Annotated in this window: 16 protein-coding genes and 1 pseudogene; 4 read left to right on the forward strand and 13 right to left on the reverse strand. The window is 68.0% G+C overall.

Annotation, left to right across the window (positions count from 1 at the left end; all coding sequences use genetic code 11):
* Positions 1-21 precede the first annotated feature (21 nt).
* The 3 genes from ACSQ14_RS25790 to ACSQ14_RS25800 all read left to right on the forward strand — a co-directional run bounded on the left by ACSQ14_RS25790 (position 22) and on the right by ACSQ14_RS25800 (position 4,582).
* The gene (locus ACSQ14_RS25790) at positions 22-2,088 is read left to right on the forward strand and encodes a 3-hydroxyacyl-CoA dehydrogenase NAD-binding domain-containing protein (RefSeq protein ID WP_436017994.1); all 2,067 of its coding nucleotides are present in this window, start codon (positions 22-24) and stop codon (positions 2,086-2,088) included.
* Between the two features lie 230 nt (positions 2,089-2,318).
* The gene (locus tag ACSQ14_RS25795) at positions 2,319-3,515 is read left to right on the forward strand and encodes an acyl-CoA dehydrogenase family protein (RefSeq protein WP_436017996.1); all 1,197 of its coding nucleotides are present in this window, start codon (positions 2,319-2,321) and stop codon (positions 3,513-3,515) included.
* On the forward strand, positions 3,512-4,582 hold the full coding sequence (locus ACSQ14_RS25800) for an acyl-CoA dehydrogenase family protein (RefSeq protein WP_436017998.1): 1,071 nt from the start codon (positions 3,512-3,514) through the stop codon (positions 4,580-4,582). The genes ACSQ14_RS25795 and ACSQ14_RS25800 overlap by 4 nt, the downstream gene beginning before the upstream one ends.
* 286 nt (positions 4,583-4,868) lie before the next feature.
* On the opposite strand, the gene ACSQ14_RS25805 is transcribed toward ACSQ14_RS25800, so the two are convergent.
* From ACSQ14_RS25805 to ACSQ14_RS25860, 12 genes and pseudogenes are all read right to left on the reverse strand, one after another.
* The gene (locus tag ACSQ14_RS25805; RefSeq protein ID WP_436018000.1) at positions 4,869-6,350 is read right to left on the reverse strand and encodes an aldehyde dehydrogenase family protein; all 1,482 of its coding nucleotides are present in this window, start codon (positions 6,348-6,350) and stop codon (positions 4,869-4,871) included.
* A gap of 53 nt (positions 6,351-6,403) precedes the next feature.
* A complete protein-coding gene (locus ACSQ14_RS25810) occupies positions 6,404-6,604 on the reverse strand; it encodes a ferredoxin (RefSeq protein WP_436018002.1) in 201 nt (66 codons plus the stop codon).
* Positions 6,605-6,762: 158 nt separating this feature from the next.
* Positions 6,763-8,025 (reverse strand): cytochrome P450, encoded by a 1,263-nt coding sequence (locus ACSQ14_RS25815; protein ID WP_436018004.1) that lies wholly within the window; start codon positions 8,023-8,025, stop codon positions 6,763-6,765.
* A gap of 275 nt (positions 8,026-8,300) precedes the next feature.
* Positions 8,301-9,158, reverse strand: a complete 858-nt coding sequence (locus ACSQ14_RS25820) for a helix-turn-helix domain-containing protein (protein ID WP_436018006.1) — start codon at positions 9,156-9,158, stop codon at positions 8,301-8,303.
* Positions 9,159-9,230: 72 nt separating this feature from the next.
* Complete coding sequence (locus tag ACSQ14_RS25825) at positions 9,231-10,397, reverse strand: acyl-CoA dehydrogenase family protein (RefSeq protein WP_436018008.1); 1,167 nt, start codon at positions 10,395-10,397, stop codon at positions 9,231-9,233.
* Positions 10,390-11,598: an acetyl-CoA acetyltransferase gene (locus tag ACSQ14_RS25830; RefSeq protein ID WP_436018010.1), complete on the reverse strand. Its 1,209-nt coding sequence runs from the start codon at positions 11,596-11,598 to the stop codon at positions 10,390-10,392. The genes ACSQ14_RS25825 and ACSQ14_RS25830 overlap by 8 nt, the downstream gene beginning before the upstream one ends.
* Before the next feature lie 27 nt (positions 11,599-11,625).
* A complete protein-coding gene (locus ACSQ14_RS25835) occupies positions 11,626-13,080 on the reverse strand; it encodes a 3-hydroxy-3-methylglutaryl CoA synthase (protein WP_436018012.1) in 1,455 nt (484 codons plus the stop codon).
* Complete coding sequence (locus ACSQ14_RS25840; RefSeq protein ID WP_436018014.1) at positions 13,077-13,913, reverse strand: MaoC/PaaZ C-terminal domain-containing protein; 837 nt, start codon at positions 13,911-13,913, stop codon at positions 13,077-13,079. Before ACSQ14_RS25840 ends, ACSQ14_RS25835 begins: the two co-directional genes overlap by 4 nt.
* A gap of 3 nt (positions 13,914-13,916) precedes the next feature.
* Positions 13,917-14,825: an SDR family NAD(P)-dependent oxidoreductase gene (locus tag ACSQ14_RS25845; RefSeq protein ID WP_436018016.1), complete on the reverse strand. Its 909-nt coding sequence runs from the start codon at positions 14,823-14,825 to the stop codon at positions 13,917-13,919.
* A 99-nt stretch (positions 14,826-14,924) separates the two neighbouring features.
* Positions 14,925-16,103 (reverse strand): thiolase family protein, encoded by a 1,179-nt coding sequence (locus ACSQ14_RS25850; protein WP_436018018.1) that lies wholly within the window; start codon positions 16,101-16,103, stop codon positions 14,925-14,927.
* Complete coding sequence (locus ACSQ14_RS25855) at positions 16,103-16,348, reverse strand: Zn-ribbon domain-containing OB-fold protein (RefSeq protein ID WP_436018134.1); 246 nt, start codon at positions 16,346-16,348, stop codon at positions 16,103-16,105. The genes ACSQ14_RS25850 and ACSQ14_RS25855 overlap by 1 nt, the downstream gene beginning before the upstream one ends.
* Positions 16,349-16,366: 18 nt before the next feature.
* Positions 16,367-16,531, reverse strand: a pseudogene (locus ACSQ14_RS25860) (zinc ribbon domain-containing protein); the annotation flags it as partial.
* 1,141 nt (positions 16,532-17,672) lie between these two features.
* Between ACSQ14_RS25860 and ACSQ14_RS25865 the strand changes: the two are divergent.
* Positions 17,673-17,855 (forward strand): hypothetical protein, encoded by a 183-nt coding sequence (locus ACSQ14_RS25865; protein WP_436018020.1) that lies wholly within the window; start codon positions 17,673-17,675, stop codon positions 17,853-17,855.
* A gap of 280 nt (positions 17,856-18,135) precedes the next feature.
* On the opposite strand, the gene ACSQ14_RS25870 is transcribed toward ACSQ14_RS25865, so the two are convergent.
* On the reverse strand, positions 18,136-20,400 hold the full coding sequence (locus ACSQ14_RS25870; RefSeq protein WP_436018022.1) for an NADP-dependent malic enzyme: 2,265 nt from the start codon (positions 20,398-20,400) through the stop codon (positions 18,136-18,138).
* Between the last annotated feature and the right edge of the window lie 193 nt (positions 20,401-20,593).

The raw sequence follows: 20,593 nt of genomic DNA on the forward strand, positions 1-20,593 counted from the left end.
AGGTTATCGAGGTTGGCTGCAATGCAGGCTGGTCATTACATGGTGGACGGCGAGATCGGCGTCGTCACAATCGACTCCCCGCCGGTCAACGCCTTGGGCCTCGATGCGCGCCGCGCCCTCGCCGAGGGCTTCAGCCGCTTCCGCGACGAGCCGGCGGTCCGCGCCATCGTGCTGATCTGTGCCGGGCGCACCTTCTTCGCCGGCGCCGACATCAACGAGTTCGGCAAGACGCCGCAGTCGCCGGACCTTAGCGAAGTGTTCCGGCAAATCGAGGGCGTCGGCAAACCGGTGGTGGCCGCCATCCACGGCACGGCCCTGGGCGCCGGCCTCGAGCTGGCGCTAGTCTGCACCCACCGCATCGCCGCGCCCTCGGCTAGGGTGGGGCTGCCGGAGGTGAATCTGGGCATCCTGCCGGGCCTGGGCGGCACTCAGCGGCTGACCCGCGTCGTCGGGCCTGAGATCGCCCTCGACCTCATCACCGGCGGCCGGCCGATCGGCGCCGAAGACGCGGTCAAGCTCGCCGTGGTCGACCGTCTGGCGGCTGAAGGCGCGCTGCGCGAGGACGCCATCGCGTTCGCGCGCGACGTGCTGGCTGCGAACGCGCCGGCGACGCTCGTCCGCGACCGTGAGGACAAGGTCGCCGCGGCGCGCGGCAAGCCCGAGATCTTCGACGAATTCCGCCGCAAGAACGCCCGGGCGTTCCGCGGCCTCCTGGCGCCGGAGGCGATCATCAAGGCGATCGAGGCCGCCGTCGAGCTGCCGTTCGACCAGGGCATGGCGCGCGAGCGGGAGCTGTTCCACGAGCTTGTCGGCTCCGCCCAGTCGGCCGCCCGGCGCTACGTCTTTTTCGCCGAACGCCAGACCTCCAAGGTGCCGGACGTGCCGCAGGGCGCCCCGGAGCTGCCGGTCCGCTCGGTGGGCGTGATCGGCGCGGGCACCATGGGCGGCGGCATCGCGATGAACTTCCTGAACGTCGGCATACCGGTGCGGCTGGTGGACGTGACCCAGGCGGCCCTGGATCGCGGCCTGGGGGTGATCCGCCGCAACTACGAGATCAGCGCCAAGCGCGGCAAGGTGACGGCGGCGGACGTCGAGGCGCGCATGGCCCTGATCAGGCCGGCGACCGACATGGGCGTGCTCGCCGACGTCGACCTGGTGATTGAGGCGGTGTTCGAGAGCATGCCGCTCAAGAAGGAGATCTTCGCCAAGCTCGACGGCCTCGCCAAGCCCGATGCGATCTTGGCCAGCAACACCTCCTTCCTCGACGTGAACGAGATCGCCGCCGCCACCCGACGCCCGGGCCAGGTGGTCGGCCTGCACTTCTTCTCGCCGGCCAACGTCATGCGGCTGCTGGAGGTGGTGCGCGGCGACAAGACTTCGAAGGAGGTCATCGCCACCGCCATGAATCTGGCGCGTCGGATCGGCAAGGCGCCGGTGCTGAGCGGCGTCTGCCACGGCTTCATCGCCAACCGGCTGATGGGACCGCGCAGCCGCCAGGCGGAGCTTCTGATCCTGGAGGGCACGGCGCCGGAGGACGTCGATCAGGTGATCTACGACTACGGCTTCGCCATGGGGCCGTTTGCGATGACCGATCTTGTTGGGCTGGACGTGCTCGGCCGCGACCACAAAGAGCGCACGCTCCGCGGCGACCTCGTGGCGCAGGGCCGCCTGGGTCAGAAGCAGAACGGCGGCTACTACGACTACGACGAGAACCGGACATCCAGGCCCTCGCCGGCGGCGAAGGCGGTGATCCGGGACTACGCCGCCTTCAAGGGGATCGCGCAGAAACCGCCGCACAGCCGCGAGGACATCATCGCGCGCCTGCTCTATCCGGTCGTGAACGAAGGCGCGAAGATCCTTGAGGAGGGCGTCGCGTTGCGCGCCTCCGACATCGATGTCGCGGCGATCCTCGGCTACAACTGGCCGGCGCACACCGGCGGTCCGATGTTCTGGGGCGACACCGTGGGCCTGCCCAAGGTCCTGGCCAAGCTTGAGGAATTCGAAGCCGAGCACGGCGAGGCCTATCGTCCGGCGGCGCTCCTGCAGCGCCTCGTGGCCGAAGGCGGGACCTTCGGCGGCGCGGCCTGATCCAGCCGCAGCTTCGGGGCACCGGCGCGCCGCCGGCCGCGCGCCGGTCCGGAGAGAGGTCGAGACCCCTGCGATCTTGATGCGGGCCGCGGATCCGCCGCCCGGGCGAGCGTCGATTGCGCCTATAGGCGCGCTTGAAAGCTCACTTGGTGAGCGAGGTGATTTCTTTTAGAGTGTCTCCAACGGTCTCCGAGTGGCCGCCCGCGGTCGCGACAATGGGAGGGAGTCCGATGGATCTTAGCTATGGACCGCACGCGGAGACGTTCCGCGGCGAGGTGCGTGCGTTTCTCGCCGCGTCTTGGCGGCCGGGCGACTGTCGTGGCGAGGCTCTGGCCCAGCATGTGCGCGCGTTTCGCACCGTCGCCGCCCAGCAGGGCTACCTCTACCGCAATGTGCCGCGCCGCTACGGCGGCGGCGAGCAGCCGATCGACGTGGTGCGCGCCCAGGTGATCCGTGAGGAGTTCCGCCGCGTTGGGGCGCCGATGGAGGCGCCCGGCAACGGAACGGCCATGTTGGTGCCGACCCTGCTCGAGCGCGGCACCGAGGCGCAGCGCCAGCGCTTCATCCCACCGACGATCGCCGGCGACCTCGTCTGGGGGCAGGGCTATTCCGAGCCCGGCACGGGCTCTGACCTGGCGTCCGTCCGCTGCAGGGGCGACCTTGTGGACGGCCGCTGGGTGATCAACGGCCAGAAGATCTGGACCAGCGAGGGGGGCCGCGCGACCCACATGTTCGCGCTGATCCGCACCGAGCCGGACGCACCGAAGCACGAAGGGATCTCCTACCTGCTGATCGACCTCGATCAGCCAGGCGTGACCCGCCGTCCGATCCGGCAGATGACCGGCGGCGCAGGCTTCTACGAGTTCTTCTTCGACAATGCGACGACGCCGGCTGACTGGATCGTCGGCGAGCGCGGGCAGGGCTGGCGAATCTCGCGCACGACGCTGAAGCACGAGCGGGCGAACATCGGCTCCGCCGAAGGCCTGGGCGCGCAGTACGAGAAGCTTGTCGAGCTGGCCCGCACGGTCCAGCGGGCCGGCCGCCCGGCCATCGAGGATCCGGAGATCCGCCAGGCCCTGATCCGCATCGAAGGCTCGGTGCTCTCCCACCGGTGCTCCAGCTACCGCCTCTTTTCGCTCGCCGCCGCGCAGGAGGATCCAGGGCGGCTTGGCCTCATGATGAAGCTGTTCCTTACCGAGACGGGCCACGAGATCGCTTTGCTCGCGCAGGAGCTGATCGGCGACGCGGCCCTGCTGCAGCCGGCGGCCGCAGGCGCCCGGGGACGCGGGCCCGAGAAATGGCTCGACCAGATCATGGGCAGCCTCGGCAACTCCATCGCCGGCGGCGCGAGCAACATCCAGCGCAACATCATCGCCGAGCGCGGCCTTGGCCTGCCCCGCGACCTCGCCATGGGGGGAGAGGCGTGAGGTTTCATCCGTCCAAGGAGCAGCTGGCGATCCAGGAGACGCTGCGCCGCGCCCTCGCCGACGCCTTTCCGCGCGAGCGCTTGGGCGCGATCGTCGACGGAACGGCCTCGATCGACCAGCCCAGCTGGGACGTGTTGATGGCGCTGGGCCTTGGAGGGCTTGCGTTGCCGGAGGAACATGGCGGCAGCGGGCTTGGCCTGGTTGATCTGGCTCTCGCGCTCGAGGTCGCTGGCGCGGCGGCGGCCACGGGCCCGCTCATCGAGCATCTCCTCGTCGGGCTCGCGATCGCGGCAACGGACGACGCGGACGCAAAGGTCCGGTGGTTGCCGAGCCTCGCCGCGGGCCGCCAGGTCGCCACGGTTGCGTTCGGCGGCGCCTGGGTGCCTGACACCTGGAACGTGACCCTGGAGGAAGGCAAGGCCTCGGGCGTCGTCGACTATGTGGTGGGGGCGGACGCCGCCCAGCTCTTTCTGGTCGGGACGGTCGGCGCCGGCCTGGCGCTCGTCGAGGCTGGCGCCGGCGTCTCGATCGAGCCGCTCCCCTCGTCCGATCCCACCCGCCGCGGGGCCCGGGTCACCTTCGCCCGGGCGCCCGCCACCTTGCTTTGTGCGCCGGGCGACGCCCGCGCCTGGCGCGCATTCGACGCCGCCCTGGTGCTGCTCGCCGCCGAAGCATGGGGCGGCGCCGACGAATGCGTTGAGCGCTCGGTCGCCTACGCCAAGGAGCGCCGACAATTCGGCCAGCCCATCGGCCGCTTCCAGGGGCTGAAGCACCAGCTGGCCCATATGGCCCTCGAGACCGAGCCGGCGCGGGCATTGGTTTGGTACGCAGCCTACGCGCACGACGCTCAGTTGCCGGAGGCGCCGCGCGCCGCGGCGATCGCCAAGGCTCATGTCGCCGATCGCTACGTCTCGGTGATGCGCGCCGCTATCGCCGCCCATGGCGGCATCGGCTACACGTGGGAGCATGGGCTGCACGTCTGGTTTCGGCGCGCGCTCTTCGACCGCGCCTATCTCGGCGGCCCGACGACGCACCGCGCGCGCGCCGCGGCCATGGCGGGCTGGTAGCGGCGCGCGTGCCCAACGGCCGCATCACGCCTTCGGCCCCTGGCCGACCGCTGGGGCGCACTCGCTCCGTCTGACGGGGGCGGGGGCGGCTCTCGCCGCCCCCTCTTCCAGCATCGCTCACAGATCAAGCCGGGGCCATGACCTCGACGCGCCCATGCACGCACCGCACGCGCGGTGCGTGCCCGCACGCCGCTCACACCGCGCCGAGCGGCGCCAGAGGCGTTCGCCATAGCCAGGACGGCCGATCAGGCGTGGGGTCGTCTCCTGCTCGGCCTGGCCAAGCCTCTCATATCTGCCGGAAGGAGAGCGACTTCAGCTCCGTGAAGGCGTTGAGGCCCTCGTCGCCCCACTCGCGCCCGATGCCTGACCGCTTGACGCCGCCGAACGGCGGGATGATCGGCGAATTCGGGGCCGAGCCGCCCTCGTTGATGGAGATGCCGCCAGTGCGGATGGCGCAGGCCATGTCGAAGGCCGCGCCCAGGTCGGAGGAGAAGATCCCGCCCGACAGGCCGAACTGCGAGTCGTTGGCGATCTCGACGGCCTCCTCATCGGTGTCGAAGCCGATCACTGCGCAGATCGGGCCGAACACTTCTTCCTGAGCAAGCACCGAGGCGTTGTCGACATCGTCGAACAGGGTCGGCTCGTAGAAGAAGCCCCGCTCGAGGTGCGCCGGCCGTTGGCCTCCGGTGACCAGCACCGCGCCGCCCTTCAGTCCCTCCTGGACATAGTGCTCGACCCGGGCGCGCTGGCTTTCGCGGATGAGCGGTCCGAGAGTCACCGAGGTGTCCGCTGGGTCGCCGATCTTCATCGCCCGGTGCGCCTGGGCCAAAGCCTCGACATAGGACTTGCGGACGCTGTTGTGCACCAGCTGCCGGGTCTGGTTCGCGCAGCCCTGTCCGCAGTGCATGAGATAGGACATCCCGGCCCGCACCGCGGCGTCGAGGTTGGCATCGCCGCGCACGATCATCGCCGACTTTCCGCCGAGCTCCAGGTGGAGGCGCTTGAGGGTCGGCGCCGCCTGGCCGGCGATGGCGGCGCCGACCTTGTCGGAGCCGGTGAAGCTGATCAGGTCGATCCTGGGGTCGGTGGTCATCAGTTCGCCCACGTCCTGGCCGCCGGTGACGATGTTTACCACCCCTTTCGGCAGACCGACCTGCGCGGCGACTTCGGCGACGATGAGGGCGCTGAACGGCGTGAAGGGCGAGGGCTTGAGGACAACGGTGTTGCCGGTGACGAGGGCGGGGAACAGCTTCACCACGTTGAGCAGGTAGGGATAGTTGTAGGGCGTGATCGCCGCGACCACCCCCACCGGCTCGCGACGGATCACGCCGCCCACCAGACTGCGGCCGCCGGCGGCGTTCGGAATCGTGCCAGGGGGCAGGGGCGTGTCGCGATAGCGCGCGCCACGCTCGATTGCGTCCTTTGCGAGCAGCATCGGGCGGTCGAACTGAACCGGCAGAATCGCCGCCACCGCGCCAGCCTCGGCCACAAGGATGCGGATGATGTCGTCGCGCCTGGCGACCAGGGCGTCGTGGAAGCGGGTCAGAACCGCGGCGCGCTCGGGCGCGGACATCCGCGGCCAGGGACCGCGGTCGAAGGCCTCGCGCGCCGCAGCGATGGCGGACTCGACTTCTGATCGCGTGGCCACCGGCGCCAGGCCGATCACTTCCTCGGTGGCGGGATTGACCACCGGTTCCGGCTCGCCGGAGGCCTTAATCCATTCCCCGCCCACGAAGACGGAATTGGCGATTTTCAGCGGCAGATTCATATCGGAACTCTCCAATTCACTGAGGCCGAGGCGCGCGGCGTGCGCCCCATCCTTCACTCGCCCTCGTCGACGATCACCAGGGCGCGTTCGGGACAGGCGCGAACGCCACGCCGGGCCAGGGCCGCCATGGGCTCGGGCAGAGCCTTTTCCGCAAAGCCGATGTAGCCGTCATCGGTGAGCTCGAAGACCTCCGGAGCTACGGAGGCGCAGCGCGCGTGACCGGCGCAGCGTTTCTGATCGGCTATGATCTTCATGAGTCCTCTCCGTAGCCGGGCGGCGGGCGCCAGCCCGCACACCTATTCAACCTATTTAACTATCCAGTGCAATCGTGTCACGCCGCAGCCGCCGGCCAGCCCGCGCGAGGGGCCCGCCAGCAGACCCGAGAAGCCTCGGCAGCCCCGCCCGGCGCCCTCTAGCAGGATAGAGCCTTGCCCGCGTCCCAGACGACGGGGAGGCGAGCGACGGCCATGAGCCCGGGGTGAGTGGTCAAGTCCGCGCCCGGCTTGATCCGGAAGGCGGGAATCCGGCGTAAGAACTCGCTGAGCGCAAGCCGCAGTTCGCGGCGCGCTAGGTGCGAGCCCAGGCAGCGGTGCGGGCCGCCGGCGAGGGTGAAGTGCCGGTTGTTGGCGCGGTCGAGGTCGAACTCGCGGGGATTCTCGAACTCCGACGGATCGAAATTCCCCGTCGCGTTGTAGCACATGATGTGATCGCCCCGCTTGATCTGCACCCCGTGGATCTCGTGGTCCTGCTTCACGAGGCGGACCGAGTTCACAAGCGGGTGCAGCCGCAGGAATTCCTCGACGGCGTCGGCGATCAGGTCCGGATTCTCGCGCAGCCGCTGCTGCAGGTCCGGATCGAGCGCCAGCCTGCGGAACATCAGCGACGTGCTCGCCGCCACCGTGTCGAGGCCGCCGAGCCACAGGAAGGCGACGGTGCCGATGATCTCGTCATCCGTCAGCGGCCGGCCCTCAACCTCCCCGTGGACGATATGGCTGGTGAGGTTCTCCGCCGGCGAGCGGCGCATCTCATCGATGAAGCCGCGGAGGTAGGCGACGGCCGAGCCGATTCCCCACTTCATGCGCTCCACGTCGCGGTTGCCGTGCAGGATGGCGTACTCCCAGGCGAGGAACTCCTCCAGCTGCTCCGGCGGAAAGCCCATTAGGTCCATGAAGACCCGCACCGGGTAGATACGGCCGAAGTCGTAGGCGACGTCGCACCCGCCCTTGGACCAGAACTCGTCGATCAGGACGTTGATGGTGGCGAGGATCTTCGGCTCCAGGGCCGTGATCGCCTTGGGCGAGAACCAGGGGTTCAGCAGGACCCGGTATTTGCCGTGCTCGGGCGGATCGATCGCCAGCGGGATCATGCGGAAGGTTTCGCCGATGAGCGTCTGGAATCCGGCGGACTCGGCGGTCGAATAGAGCGCGTCGGTCTGATAGACGTCGCGGATGTCTTCGTAGTGCGTGACTACCCACGTGCCGTCGTACTGTCCGGGCGCGAATTCCGGGGAGAAGAAGATCCTCGGGAAGGTCTCGAAGACTTCCTTCGTGCTGGCGTAGGGGTCCGGCGATGTGTTGGGCCGAAGGAACTGCGACACCTCGCGGACGAGTGAGGCCGGCACATGCGCCGGCAGGTCCTTGCCGCTCTTCAACTTGATGGCGGTGCTTGAAGCCACTGAGATTGTTCCTCTCCGGTCTTGTTCGGCCGATAGGCTGGGCCCGCGCTGACCAGCCCGCTCGCCGATCGCCGGTAGGCCGGAGAGCACTCGGAAAGCGCCTTTGTGTCAATACATATATAACTAGGTAATAGAGAAGTGACGCCAAGCCATGAATGCGGCGAGAAGCGCTGCTGGCATGGCTTTCAGCGGGCTCGCCGCCGTCGGCCCGGGGCGGTGGCGTGGCAAGACGGCGCTAGCAGCGGCGCGCCGCTGTCTGGCGGAGGCGCCTCCGGCTAGGGTTCGAGCAAGTCCTCAAGACTCTCGAGACTTGAGACCAGCCCAAGATCCGGCTTCGAGTCGGGCGGATGAAAGATCGCGAGGGCGAGCGGCAGTCCAACGGCGGCGTTCCGCACCCGCGCGGCCCAAAGGCGGCTCTGCGGCGCAAATCCTCCGGGGCCTGAGACGCGCCCGCCTGCGACGCTGGTGGCGATCTGACTCCGAACTCTCTGCACGTCGAACTTCCTTGACGGTGGCGCTTCCGCAAGCAACCTGTGCAGCGTGCGGGCGATTAGGCCATCGTCCAAAGCCGACAGCAGCAGCCATCCGGCTGCGGTCTCATGCAGCGGCGCCTTCATCCCCGTGCGAAGCTCCAGCCCGTCCCGGCGGCCGCCGCGCACCCATCCGAACACCTGCGCATCCAATCCGACCCGGCCGATGACCGCGGTGCTGTAACCTGTGTGCCACGCGAGGATCTCCATGGCTCGTTGCAGCCGGCCAGACCGTACCATCAGGGGCTGAGCGCCGCACCCGAGCGATGCGGCGAGCGGGGTGGGAGAATATCGGCGTCCGTCTGACTTATAGAGCAGCCCCATCTCAACCAGGCTTTGCAATAGCTCAGAGGCGCTAGATTGCGGCCAGCCAAGACCTTCGCAAACGTCTCCGACTGTGACGCCATAGCCGACATCCGCCAGCAGGGTCAGCAGCTCGACGACACGGCGGGCGGAGCGCACCTTGCCGCGATCGCGCGGCCGCTGGCTCCCGGGCCGGAGGCCTTGAAGCGCCTCGGGCGAGTCGGCGCCGCCGCCGAGCGCAGCGGTCTGACCACTGGGCTCCAAGCCGGTTTCGGGTGACAGGCGTCCGAATTGGTTCATGGCGGATATGGGAGCAAGTCTTGCTGAAACCTCTGGCGGGCTTCGTGGACGTCGGGGCGGTCGGGGTGCGGTTCAAACCTCGTTAAGTTCCTTCAGCATGGCCCTGGCGATGACCAGCTGGAGGATCTGGGTGGTCCCCTCGTAGATCCGATAAACTCGGGAATCGCGGAAGAAGCGCTCGACTTCGTACTCGGCCATGTAGCCGGCGCCGCCGTAGATCTGCACCGTGCGATCGGCGATGCGCCCGCAAGCTTCGCTGGCGAACATCTTCACGCAAGCGGCCTTGGTGGAGATCCGCTCGCCAGCCGCCGCCAATCGCGCCACGTCGCGCAACATGCACTCGGCGGCGTAGAGCTCGGTCTGGGAGTCGGCCAGCATGGCTTGAATGAGCTGGAAGTTGGCGATCGGCTCACCGAAGGCCTTCCGCTCCGTGGCGTATTGCAGCCCCGAAGCGAGGATGCGGCGGGCGTATCCGATGGCGCCGGCCGCGACGCTGAGGCGCCCGCCGTCGAGCGCCTTCATGGCGGTCTTGAAGCCACGTCCCTCCACCCCGCCGAGCAGGGCGGAGGCCTCGAGGCGCACGTCCTGCAAGATCAGGTCCGCCGTCAGCGCGCCGCGCTGGCCCATCTTCTGGTCCGGGCGGCCGATCGACACGCCCGGCGCATCGGTGGGCACCAGGAAGGCGCTCACGTGAGCGTTGCCCGGCAGGTTCTCCCGCGACGTCCTGGCCATGACAAGCGCGAAACGGGCCATCGGCGCATTGGTGATGTAGCGCTTGGTCCCGTTCAGCACATAGTGGTCGCCGTCCTTGACGGCGCTGGTCTTCATGCCGGCGCTGTCAGATCCGCTATCGGGTTCGGTGAGGCCGAAGCTGGCGATCGCCCCGTCGACGAGTTGCGGAAGCCACAGGGCCTTCTGCTCTTCGGTGCCATCCAGTTTGAGCGCGGTGGCGACGACGCCGGTGCCGATCGCAATCACCGAGCGGAAGGCCGGCGCGGCCCAGGACAGCTCGAGGATGACCTCGAGGTACTGGGAAAGCGACAGGCCTGCGCCGCCAAACTCCACCGGGATGGTGAGGCCGAACAGCCCGAACTCGCTCATCTCGTCGAGCAGCTCGGCGGGAATGCGATCGGCGCTGATGACCGTCGCTTCCGCCGGCACGAGCCGCTCGCGCACGAACCTGCGCAGGGCGTCCAGGAAGCTGGCGAACAGCTCGGGGTCTAGGCCGGGGTCATGCATCGGCGCGGCCCACGATCGCGATCGCCGAGACGTTCTGGCTCGGCATCCCGCCGAGGTTGTGGCTGAGCGCCAGGGCGGGCGGGCGGCTGCGCTGGCGCGGACCCGCGCGGCCGAGCAGTTGCAGGTAGTTTTCGTACAGCATGCGAAGGCCCGAGGCGCCGATGGGATGGCCGAAGCACTTCAGGCCGCCGTCGATCTGGCAGGGCACGGCGCCGTCGGCGTCGAAGCGGCCGTCGAGGACGTCCTTCCAGCCGCGACCTTCCTCCGAAAGGTTGAGATCCTCCATCGTCACCAGCTCTGTGATCGAAAAGCAGTCGTGCACCTCGGTGAGGCTGATCTGTTCGCGCGGATTGGTGACGCCAGCCTCTTCATAGGCCCGCTTGGCCGCGACCCGCGTAGTGTGGAAATAGGCGCCGTTCCAGCCGCCCGCCTGCTGCAGCTCCCAACCGTTGGAGGAGCAGATCTGCAGGGCCTTGATGGTCACCAGGTCCTGCTTGCCGAGGGCCCGGGCGATCTCAGGGGTGGTGACGATCGCGCAGGCGGCGCCGTCGGAGACGCCGCAGCAGTCGAAGAGGCCGAGCGGCTCGGCGATCATCGGGGCGTTCAGCACGGTGTCGATGTCGATTGGCTTGCGAAGGTGGGCCTTGGGGTTCTTCGCCCCGTTGGCGTGGCTCTTGACGGAGACGTGCGCCATCGCCCGCTTCAGGTCGTCCCGGGCCACGCCATGGGCGGCGCGGTAGGCCGACGCAAGCTGGGCGAAATTGCCCGGCGCCGAACCGGTCAGTCCGATCATGTCGAAGGTGGTGCCGCGGCTGCGCACCGGCAGTCCGCCGTAGCCGGTGTCCTTGAGCTTCTCGACGCCGAGCGCCAGGGCGATGTCGGCGGCGCCGCTCGCGACTGCATAGACCGCGCCGCGGAAGCTCTCGGTCCCGCTCGCGCAATAGTTCTCGACCTTCGTCACGCCGACGTCGGGGAGCCGAAGCGCGATCGACAGCGGAATCCCCGAGGGGCCGATGTTCATCGCGTCGAACCCGACGCCCAGCCAGGCGGCGTTGATCTGCGAGCTCTCGATCCCCGCGTCCGCGAGCGCCTCCTCGAACGCCTCGACCATCAGGCTGTCGGCGTCCTTGTCCCAACGCTCGCCGAACTTGGTGCACCCCATGCCGAGGATCGCGACCTTGTCCTTGATGCCACGCGCCATCGATCTCTGTTCCCTTGCGTGGCGCGGTCAGGCGACCGGCGCCGCCTTCCAGAAGTACTTGGTGAAGCTGCGGCTTTCGTCGACCGCCTTGATGCGGAACATCATCCGCATCTCGCGGCCGACCTCGACGTCCACGCCTTCGACGTCGGCGAACTCGACCGTGATCCGGCCGCCGCCTTCGAAGTCCACCATGCCGTAGAGCGAGGGCGGGTTCGGCGAATAGGTCAGGCTGTCAGCCGTAAAGGTGACCACCCGGGCCTTGCGGTCCGCCAGCGGATGGTCTTCCTGCGTGTGGGCGGAGCGCTCCTCCCGATTGACCGAGATATCGGTCTTGGGGAACTGCACGACGCCGGTCTTGGCGCAGCGGCCGCCGACGAGTCCGAGGACCGCCTTGCGATTGCGCCATAGCGTCGTCGCCGGCTGTTTCTGATCAGCCTCCGCGCGCATGCCGAGTTCGAGATCGAGGAGCCCGCGATGGAACAGCCAGCGCGTGTAGTTCTCGTCGCTGAACCTGCGGGCGAGGGCGCCTTGCACGCCGCGCCGCGGCGGCAGCTTGTCGAGCGCGTCGGTCGCCTCGAACAGCAGGACGTCGACACCCTGGCCGAACCCCATGAGGAGGATCTTTTCGCCAGGCCGCGCCGTCTGCAGGGCGGCGGCCAGCATCAGGAGCGGATGGGCGACACCAGCGTCGCCGACGTTCGCCGCAAGGGTGTCCTCTACGGCCTCGGCCCTGACGCCCGCTTGCTTTGCAAGACCTTCCGCCACGCCGCGAACCGAGATCGGGATGATCAGGCGATCGATCGCCTCGGGCGCGACGGCAAGGCTCCGCAAGGCGGCCTGCAGCGCGGTTCCAGCGAGCGCCATATAGCCTTCGTCACGCACCCAGCGGCTTTCCCACGCGTAGTCGAAGGTCATGCCCGCAGAGCGGTAATGGTCGACGAAATCGGCGGTCACGCTATGCGCCCCGAGGAATCGGGCGACGGGTTCGCCGGCTCCGACCAGGAGACCCGCCGCGGCGTCGCCGGTCGTCAATTCCGCCTCCGAGGCGGGACGGCTCTTGCGCATCTCTGAGGCGAGGCAAAGGTGCGGCCCGCGGCCGCCGGCGGCCGCGGCAAGCGCCTGCAGGAGCGCCGACGTACCCGCCCGCTGGCTGCCGGTGACGTCCAAGGCCGCGATGCCGTCGGCGAGGTTCAGCGCCTCTTTAACGACGCCGCTGTTGAGGCGATCGACGAACGGCAGGCTGGTCGACGCCAGGCTCAGCGATCCGACCGTCGCGCGATCGACGCCCTCGAGGGTGTCGCGCGCGGCCTCGACCGCCATGGTGATGACGTCCTCATCCCAGTCGCCGACGGCGCGCTCGCCCTTCGCCAGCCCTTTCAGTCCAGGCGCAAACCAGGCGTTCGTCGAATAGATGGCGGCTCGCTGCAGGCGCTTGCGCGGGATGTAGGCGCCAAAGGAGAGGATGCCGGTGTCGCCGCTCATGCGAACTCCGCGTAGCCGTTGTTGAGGATGACCTGACCGCGCTCCTCGACGGTGGCGCGGAACGCCGCGCGGCCGTCGCCTTCGCGCCAGATGGCGATGCGAAGGGTTTCGCCGGGAAACAGCGGACTGGCGAAGCGTACGTCCAGCCGTTTGAGCCGTTCCGGCTCGTTTTCGCAGAGCGCCTGCAGGAGCGCGCGTCCCGCCACGCCGTAACTGGCCAATCCGTGGAGGATCGGTCGGGGGAATCCAGCTGCCTGAGCGACTTGCGGATCGATGTGCAGCGGATTGAGATCGCCCGACAACCGATAGATCAGCGCCTGGTCCGATGTTGTGGCCATCTGCACCGTCACGTCTGGCTCGCGGTCCGGAATTCGATGCGGCTGCGGCTGGCCCTCCGAGGAGCCGCCGAAGCCTCCCTCGCTGCGCAGGAAGCTGCCATTGCGCACGGTGGCTACATGGACGCCGTCGGCGGTGTGGATTTCGCGGGTCTGATAGGCCACCGCACCCTTCTGCGCGCCCTTATCGAAGATCGGGCCGAAGCGGGTCCGTCCGATCAGCTCGCCCTGCACTGGCAGGGGGGCGGCCAGGGTGATGCTGGTCTCCCCGTGGAGAACCCGCCGCCAATCGACCCCGAGATCGTAGTCGCGCCAGACGAAACCCGGATAGGCCATGGCGGCGGCCATGGTCGGCAACGCCCTCAGGCCCTGCTCATAGACGTATTGCAGGTCCCGGGCCCCGACCCCCAGGGCGTAGAGGATCACGGCTGCGGGCTCGAGCTGCTGACGCGTCTCGATCGGGGGGCGGGCGATCAGCTGGTCCGGATCGAAGGCCACGGCTTAGACGGGGTCGTAGCAGAAGATGTCGCTGGAGCGGGCCAGCGGCTGAATGTTGGCGCGGAAGGCGGGCAGGGCCTCCGTTGCGATCGTCTCGGCGGTCCAGCCTTCTGAACGGTGCAGGCTGCGGACAGGCCGCGAGGGCGAGAAGAGAACGATCTCGTTCTTCCGCACGCAGAAGACCTGGCCGGTGATGTCGGAAGCGGCGTCGGAGAGCAGGCTCGCGACCAGCGGGGCGATCTTGTCGGCGGACATGGACTGCATCCGCTCGACTCTCAGCTTCTCCGTCTCGGTTTCCGCCGGAATGGTTGCGATCAACCGGCTCCAGGCGAACGGCGCTATGCAGTTCGAACGAACGCCCGCTCGCTGCATGTCGAGGGCGATCGAATTCGATAGACCGACAACGCCCATCTTGGCGGCCGAATAGTTCGACTGGCCGAAGTTGCCGATAAGACCTGAGGTCGAGGTGAAGTGGACGTAGGCGCCGCTGCCCTGGTCCTTGAAATAGTTCGCCGCCGCTTTCGAGACGTAGAAGGTGCCGTTGAGGTGGACGTCGATGACCGTACGCCAATCCTCAAGGCTCATCTTGTGGAACATGCGGTCCCGCAAGATGCCGGCGTTGTTGACGACGCCGTCGATGCGGCCAAAGTTCTGAACCGCGTCTTCAATGATCGAGGCCGCGCCATGCGGATCGGCGACGCTCGCGCCGTTGATCACGGCCTTGCCGCCGGCGCTGCGGATCGCAGCGACAACCTCTTCGGCCGGGCCGACGTCCGCACCGTCGCCCGCGGCGCTGGCGCCTAGGTCGTTCACGACCACGGCGGCGCCTTCCCTGGCGCAGAGGATCGCGATCTCGCGACCGATGCCGCGGCCCGCGCCGGTCACTGCAATCACCTTGCCCTCAAGAACCATCCAAACGCCTTCCTTTGCTGTCCTGATAGGCCTTACCAAACATGGTGCACCTATTCAACTAGGTTGGGAATCTCCAAGGGGAGGGGCGCCGCGCCGCAGCTAACCGCGCGTAAGCAGGATCGCGCCGCCGGGGACGCCCCCGCCAGTCGAGACGCACGCGACTTCCGGGCCGCCCGGGACCTGGCGTTCGCCGCCCTCGTCCCAGAGTTGGACGCAGGCTTCGTGAAGGAAACCGAAGCCTTGCAGCCGACCGGCGGATAGCTGGCCCCCATGGGTGTTGAGCGGCAACTCGCCGTCCAGCGCGATCCGCGCGCCTCCCTCAACGAAGCGGCCGCCCTCGCCCGTAGGACAGAAGCCGAGCGCCTCGATCCAGCTCAGGCAATTGAAACTGAAGCCGTCATAAAGCTCGGCGACATCGACGTCGGCGGGTTTGAGGTCCGTCCGCTCCCACATGGATTTAGCCGCGCCGACCAGCATCGGCTCGTGGATCAAGGTGCCCTGGTCCCAACTCCAGCGCTCCAGCGTCTGGGTGCCGAGAGCCTCGATCCGAATCGGCCGCGACCGGCGGGTGTCCTGGGACGCCTCCACAGACGATAGGACGAGGGCGACGGCGCCGTCACAAGGGACGTCGCAGTCGTAAAGCCCCAGCGGCGTGGAGATCATCCTCGCGTTCAGGTAGTCGTCCATTGTCAGGGGCTCGCGATAAACCGCGGCGGGATTGCGCGCGGCGTTCGCGCGCGCATTAAGGGCGATGGCGCCCAACTGCTCGCGCGTGGTGCCGAATTCGTACATATGCCGGTCGGCCAGCATCCCGATCCAGTTGGCCGCCGAGAACGCGCCGAAGGGGACACGCCACTGGAAGTCACCCTCGATGGGCGCCGGTGTCGTCGGGGACGCCTCCCGCATACGGGCCGTGGCGGTCGACTCCCAGGTGGAGCGGAAGACCAGCACATGGCGGCAGAGGCCGGCGGCGATCGCCATGGCGGCGTCCACCACGGGGCCGCTGTGCCCGCAGGTCTCGCCGCTCGACCGGAACCAGCGTGGATTGATCCGCAGGATCTCCTCCACGTCGCGGACGCCGCCGCCGCTGTAGCCGTTATTGCCGAGGGGACCGGGGCTGGTGACCAGGCCGTCGATGTCGCGTCGCGTCAGACCGGCGTCGCGTATTGCGGCAAGGCAGGCGTCCAGTGTCAGGCCAACCGGGTCGCGGCCGAGACGCCGGCCGACGTCGGACATGCCGATCCCGGTGATGCGGACCTTCGCTTCGAACTTGTCCATCAGGCGGCGTCCAGTTCGAACAGCGGCATCCATGCTGGGCCTTGGCGCTCGAAGACCACCCGCACGCGGCTGCCGATGACGACGTCCTCAGGCATGCAGTTGACGATGCGGGTCGTCAGCCGCACGTGCGACGCCTCCTCCAGCTCGACGATGGCGATGACGTAGGGCGGCGTAAACTCCGGATGCCACATCTGGTGGTTCGTGGTCCGCGCCACGACAACGCCGCGCCCGGACAGGGCCGCCACCGAGATCTTGTCGCTCAGGCACTCAGAGCAGCGGGACTTTGGCGGATGGTGATGCCAGCCGCACGCCTGGCAACGCTGGATCTGAAGCTTGCCCTGCGCGCCGCCTGTCCAGAAGTGCGCGTTCTCGAGCGTCACGAGCGGCGTGGGCCGACTCGAAGTTCCTCTCCAACCACTGCCGCCCATTTTCTGGTCTCTCCGACGAGGATGTGCGCCCTGCCGCGGCGCTCGGCCTGATCGTCTTCCCCCATGGCCCCATCATCGTCAACTAGGTTCTATTTCTTAGGCCGCCGCCTGGCGGGCGTCCTGGCCGGCTCACCACCAGAAGCGGCCAGCGCCTTCTTTCCGTTGCCCGTCAGTCGCCGGCGAGCGGCGCCTTCGCGGCCCGGCGCAGAGCGCCTGGGCGAGACCGTCCGCGACCACCGGAGCGTGGCGACCAAAGTTCCAAAGAGCCGGCCGCTCATCAGCTTCTTGCCACGCAACGCTTCTGTCAGCTCTCGCGACCCTCCGCGGTCGCACCTAGATAGATATGTTGGCGCAGCGACCGACAAACTTCAATCCGGGCTTTCTCAGCGCCCGGTCAGTTCCGATCCCGTGCGAAATGCGCTTCTTCCTCCGCCCGCGCAGAATTCACGTCATGAATTGACTAAGATATCGGCGTCAAAGCGCACTCACCGTATTTGCCGACGCCCAAACGCGACAGTAATAACTTTTTGTGTCAATTCCGACGTAACTGAGGCCGCCATCTATATCGTCGTAACAAGCCTAGGCGGCGTCCAGTTCACATCATGTGCGCGGAGCGATTTCCTGATTGTGCGACGGGATATGGATAAGACAATAATGCGCAGATCGTAGACGCACACTTATCCACGCTGCGCGCGTATATGGGTGACGTGGCGGCCGCCATTCACTCCATTATACGCCATCGCAAGGGCCCGATACGGATTGGATATGCGCGTCTTCGCCATCGTTGACGATGTCGCATCGTCACGACTTCCGCCTATCTCCGCCGCCGCGTCCTGCTCGGCTAACGTCACTCACTTGGCGCACGAGCTCGACGGATTGAAAAAAAACCCTCGTCTTATATAACTAGGTGGGATATATCATCTGTCGGGACGCAAGGGAGCGATCCGCGATGTCGAGGGGTCCAATGGTGATGCGCTGCGCCGTCCGCGCACCCTCTGCATAAGGCGCCGGATAAAGGCGCCGCCTGCTAGGTCGCAGCCGTCGACATCGTCACGCGCGATTGGACGCATCGAACCACAGAAACGGCAACACGCAGCAGCGGTGCGGGACGCCCCGGCCGACGAGCGAGGAGAAGCGTAACATGTGGAGCGCTGAGGAACTGAGGCAGCAGGCCGAGCTCATGGAGCAAGCCGCCGCTGTCATCTCGCTTTTGAGCGACAAGCACGAACTGCTCAGCTACGCCGAAGACCTTCGCCGGCGCGCCGAACTCGCCGAAACCCGAGTCACCGAACCGAAGCGGTTCGCGGCCGCACTCAAGTGCTAGGCGCGCTCGCCTCTTTGCGGCGGGGAGCCCAAGTTCCAGCCCGCCGATGCGAGCTCGAACGTGGTCTGCCCCGAAGTTATCCATATGGCGACGAGATTTCCGCGCTGTCTGCCGGTGTCGGGCTCGAACGCCACGCGTAGCGGGGTCGGCCTCACTCCAATTGCGACGCGACGTTAGGACGCTCAGCCGGCGTCCGACTACACGAAATGGCTCTCAACGATAAGAAGCCGGCGATCCGCGTGGGTCGTCGCGGAGAGCTTCTGCATCGACAAAAGTCGCCCTAGCCGCCCTGCGCCTCCGCCGCGCACACCGCCGTCAGGTTGACGACGCCGCGGGTGGTCACCGTCGCATCGAGGATGTGCAGGGGCTGGGCGACGCCCAGCAGCAGCGGGCCGACCTGCAGGCCGTCGCCGGCGCTGGCGAGCAGGCTCAGCGCGATGTTCGCCGCATCAAGCGAGGGCATGACCAGCAAGTTCGCTGCCCCCTGCAGCTTGCTCTCAGTGACGTAGCGGGCGCGGGCCGGGGGCAGCAGGGCGGAGTCGCCGTGCATCTCGCCGTCGACCTGGAAGTCGGGCTTCTGCGCCTCGATGAGGTGCAGGGCTTCGCGCATCTTCTTCGCCGACGGCGAATGGCTCGAGCCGAAGCTGGAGTGGGACAGCAGGGCCACCCGCGGCGTCAGGCCGAAGCGGCGCACCGCCTCGACCGAAAGGAAGGTCGCCTCGGCCACCTGCTCGGCGGTGGGATCGACGACCACATGGGTGTCGCAGATGAACAGCGGTCCCTGCGGCAGGATGAGACCCGAAAGCGCATAGATGCGGCCGGTGTCTGCACGCCGTGGCAGGACCGGCAGCACATAGGTGAAATGCCGCCACCAGTCGCCCGCGCCGCCGACCAGGGCGCCGTCGACCATCCCGGCGCGCAGCAGCATGGCCGCGCTCACCGAGCCTCGGGTGCTGAACCGCCGGGCCGCGGCGGTTGGCGTGGCGCCCCGGCGCTCCACCAGCCGCGCGTATTCGAACGACAGTTCGGCCGCCCGCGGATCCGCTGCCGGATCGAAGACCTCGACCTCCTCGCCGAGCCGGAACCGCAGCCCCAGCGCACGCCGCCGTTCATCGATCACCGCCTGACGGCCGACTAGCACCGGCCGGGCAAGATTCTCGTCGACCACGGTCTGGGCGGCGCGCAGCACGCGCTCGTCCTCGCCGTCGCCGTAGGCGATGCGGCGGCGGGCGTCGCGCGCCCGGGCGAACACCGGCCGCATCAGCTGGCCGGAGCGGTAGACGTACTGCTCCAGCTCCGCGCGGTAGGCGTCGAAGTCGGTGATCGGCCGGCGGGCGACGCCGGAGTCCATCGCCGCACGGGCGACCGCCGGGGCGATCTGCAGGATCAGCCGATGGTCGAAAGGCTTGGGGATGATCGAGTCGGGCCCGAAGAGGGCGGACTCCCCAGAATAGGCGGAGGCGGCGACGTCGCTGGCCTCGACCCGGGCGAGGCTGGCGATCGCCTCGGCCGCGGCGATCTTCATCTCCTCGTTGATCTCGCGCGCGCCGACGTCCAGCGCCCCGCGGAAGACAAAGGGGAAGCAGAGGACGTTGTTGACCTGGTTGGGATAGTCGCTGCGGCCGGTCGCGACGATCGCGTCGGGCCTCGCTCGTCGCACCAGCTCCGGCAGGATCTCCGGCTCCGGGTTGGCCAGGGCGAGGATCAGCGGCTTGTCGGCGAGCAGCGCGAGCCACTCCGGCTTCAGCACGCGCGGCGCGGACAGGCCGAGGAACACGTCCGCGCCCGGCAGCACGTCCGGCAGGGTGCGGGCCTCGGTGGCGCGGGCGTAGCGGGCGACGTTCGGCGGCAGGTCGTTGCGGCCGGCGTGGACGACCCCGGCGATGTCGGTGAGGGTGACGTTCTCGACCTTGAGGCCCATGCGCACCAAGAGGTCTACGCTGGCCATGGCCGCAGCGCCGGCCCCCGACGTCACCAGCTTCACGTCCTCGAGCTGCTTGCCCTGCAAGGTCAGGCCGTTGCGAACGGCCGCAGCGCAGACGATGGCGGTGCCGTGCTGGTCGTCGTGGAAGACCGGCACCTGCATCCGCTCGCGCAGCCGGCGTTCGATCTCGAAGCACTCCGGCGCCTTGATGTCCTCGAGGTTGATCCCGCCGAAGGTGGGCTCGAGGGCGGCCACCACCTCGACGAAGCGGTCGACCTCGGTGGCGTCGACCTCCAGGTCGAAGACGTCGATGCCGGCGAATTTCTTGAAGAGGACCGCCTTGCCTTCCATTACCGGCTTGCCCGCCAACGGGCCAATATCGCCGAGCCCGAGGACCGCGGTGCCGTTGGTGATCACCGCCACCAGGTTGGCGCGGGCGGTTAGCTCGTCCGCCGCACCCGGATCCTCGACGATGGCTTCGCAGGCCGCAGCGACGCCCGGCGAATAGGCGAGGGCGAGGTCGCGCTGGCTGGCCAGCGGCTTGGTCGGCTCGATCGCCAGTTTTCCGGGCCGCGGCAGGCGGTGATAGGCGAGCGCGGCGCGGCGAAGGGCGTCGTCCATACATTGCTCCTGGTAAGGCAGGTGACGGCCAGGTTTTTCCTGTCGGGGCGTGTGCCCTTGAACCTGACGAATTATGGCGCCGGCGCGGGCGTTCTCGTCGAGTTGGAGAGGGTGTAACCAAGGCGTACCATTTCAGTGAATGGTGGAACGACGCCGGACTTCGTCCCCTCACCTGCGATCTTGGGCGGGCGGT

The sequence above is a fragment of the Phenylobacterium sp. LjRoot219 genome, assembly GCF_964252995.1.
Taxonomy (GTDB): domain Bacteria; phylum Pseudomonadota; class Alphaproteobacteria; order Caulobacterales; family Caulobacteraceae; genus Phenylobacterium.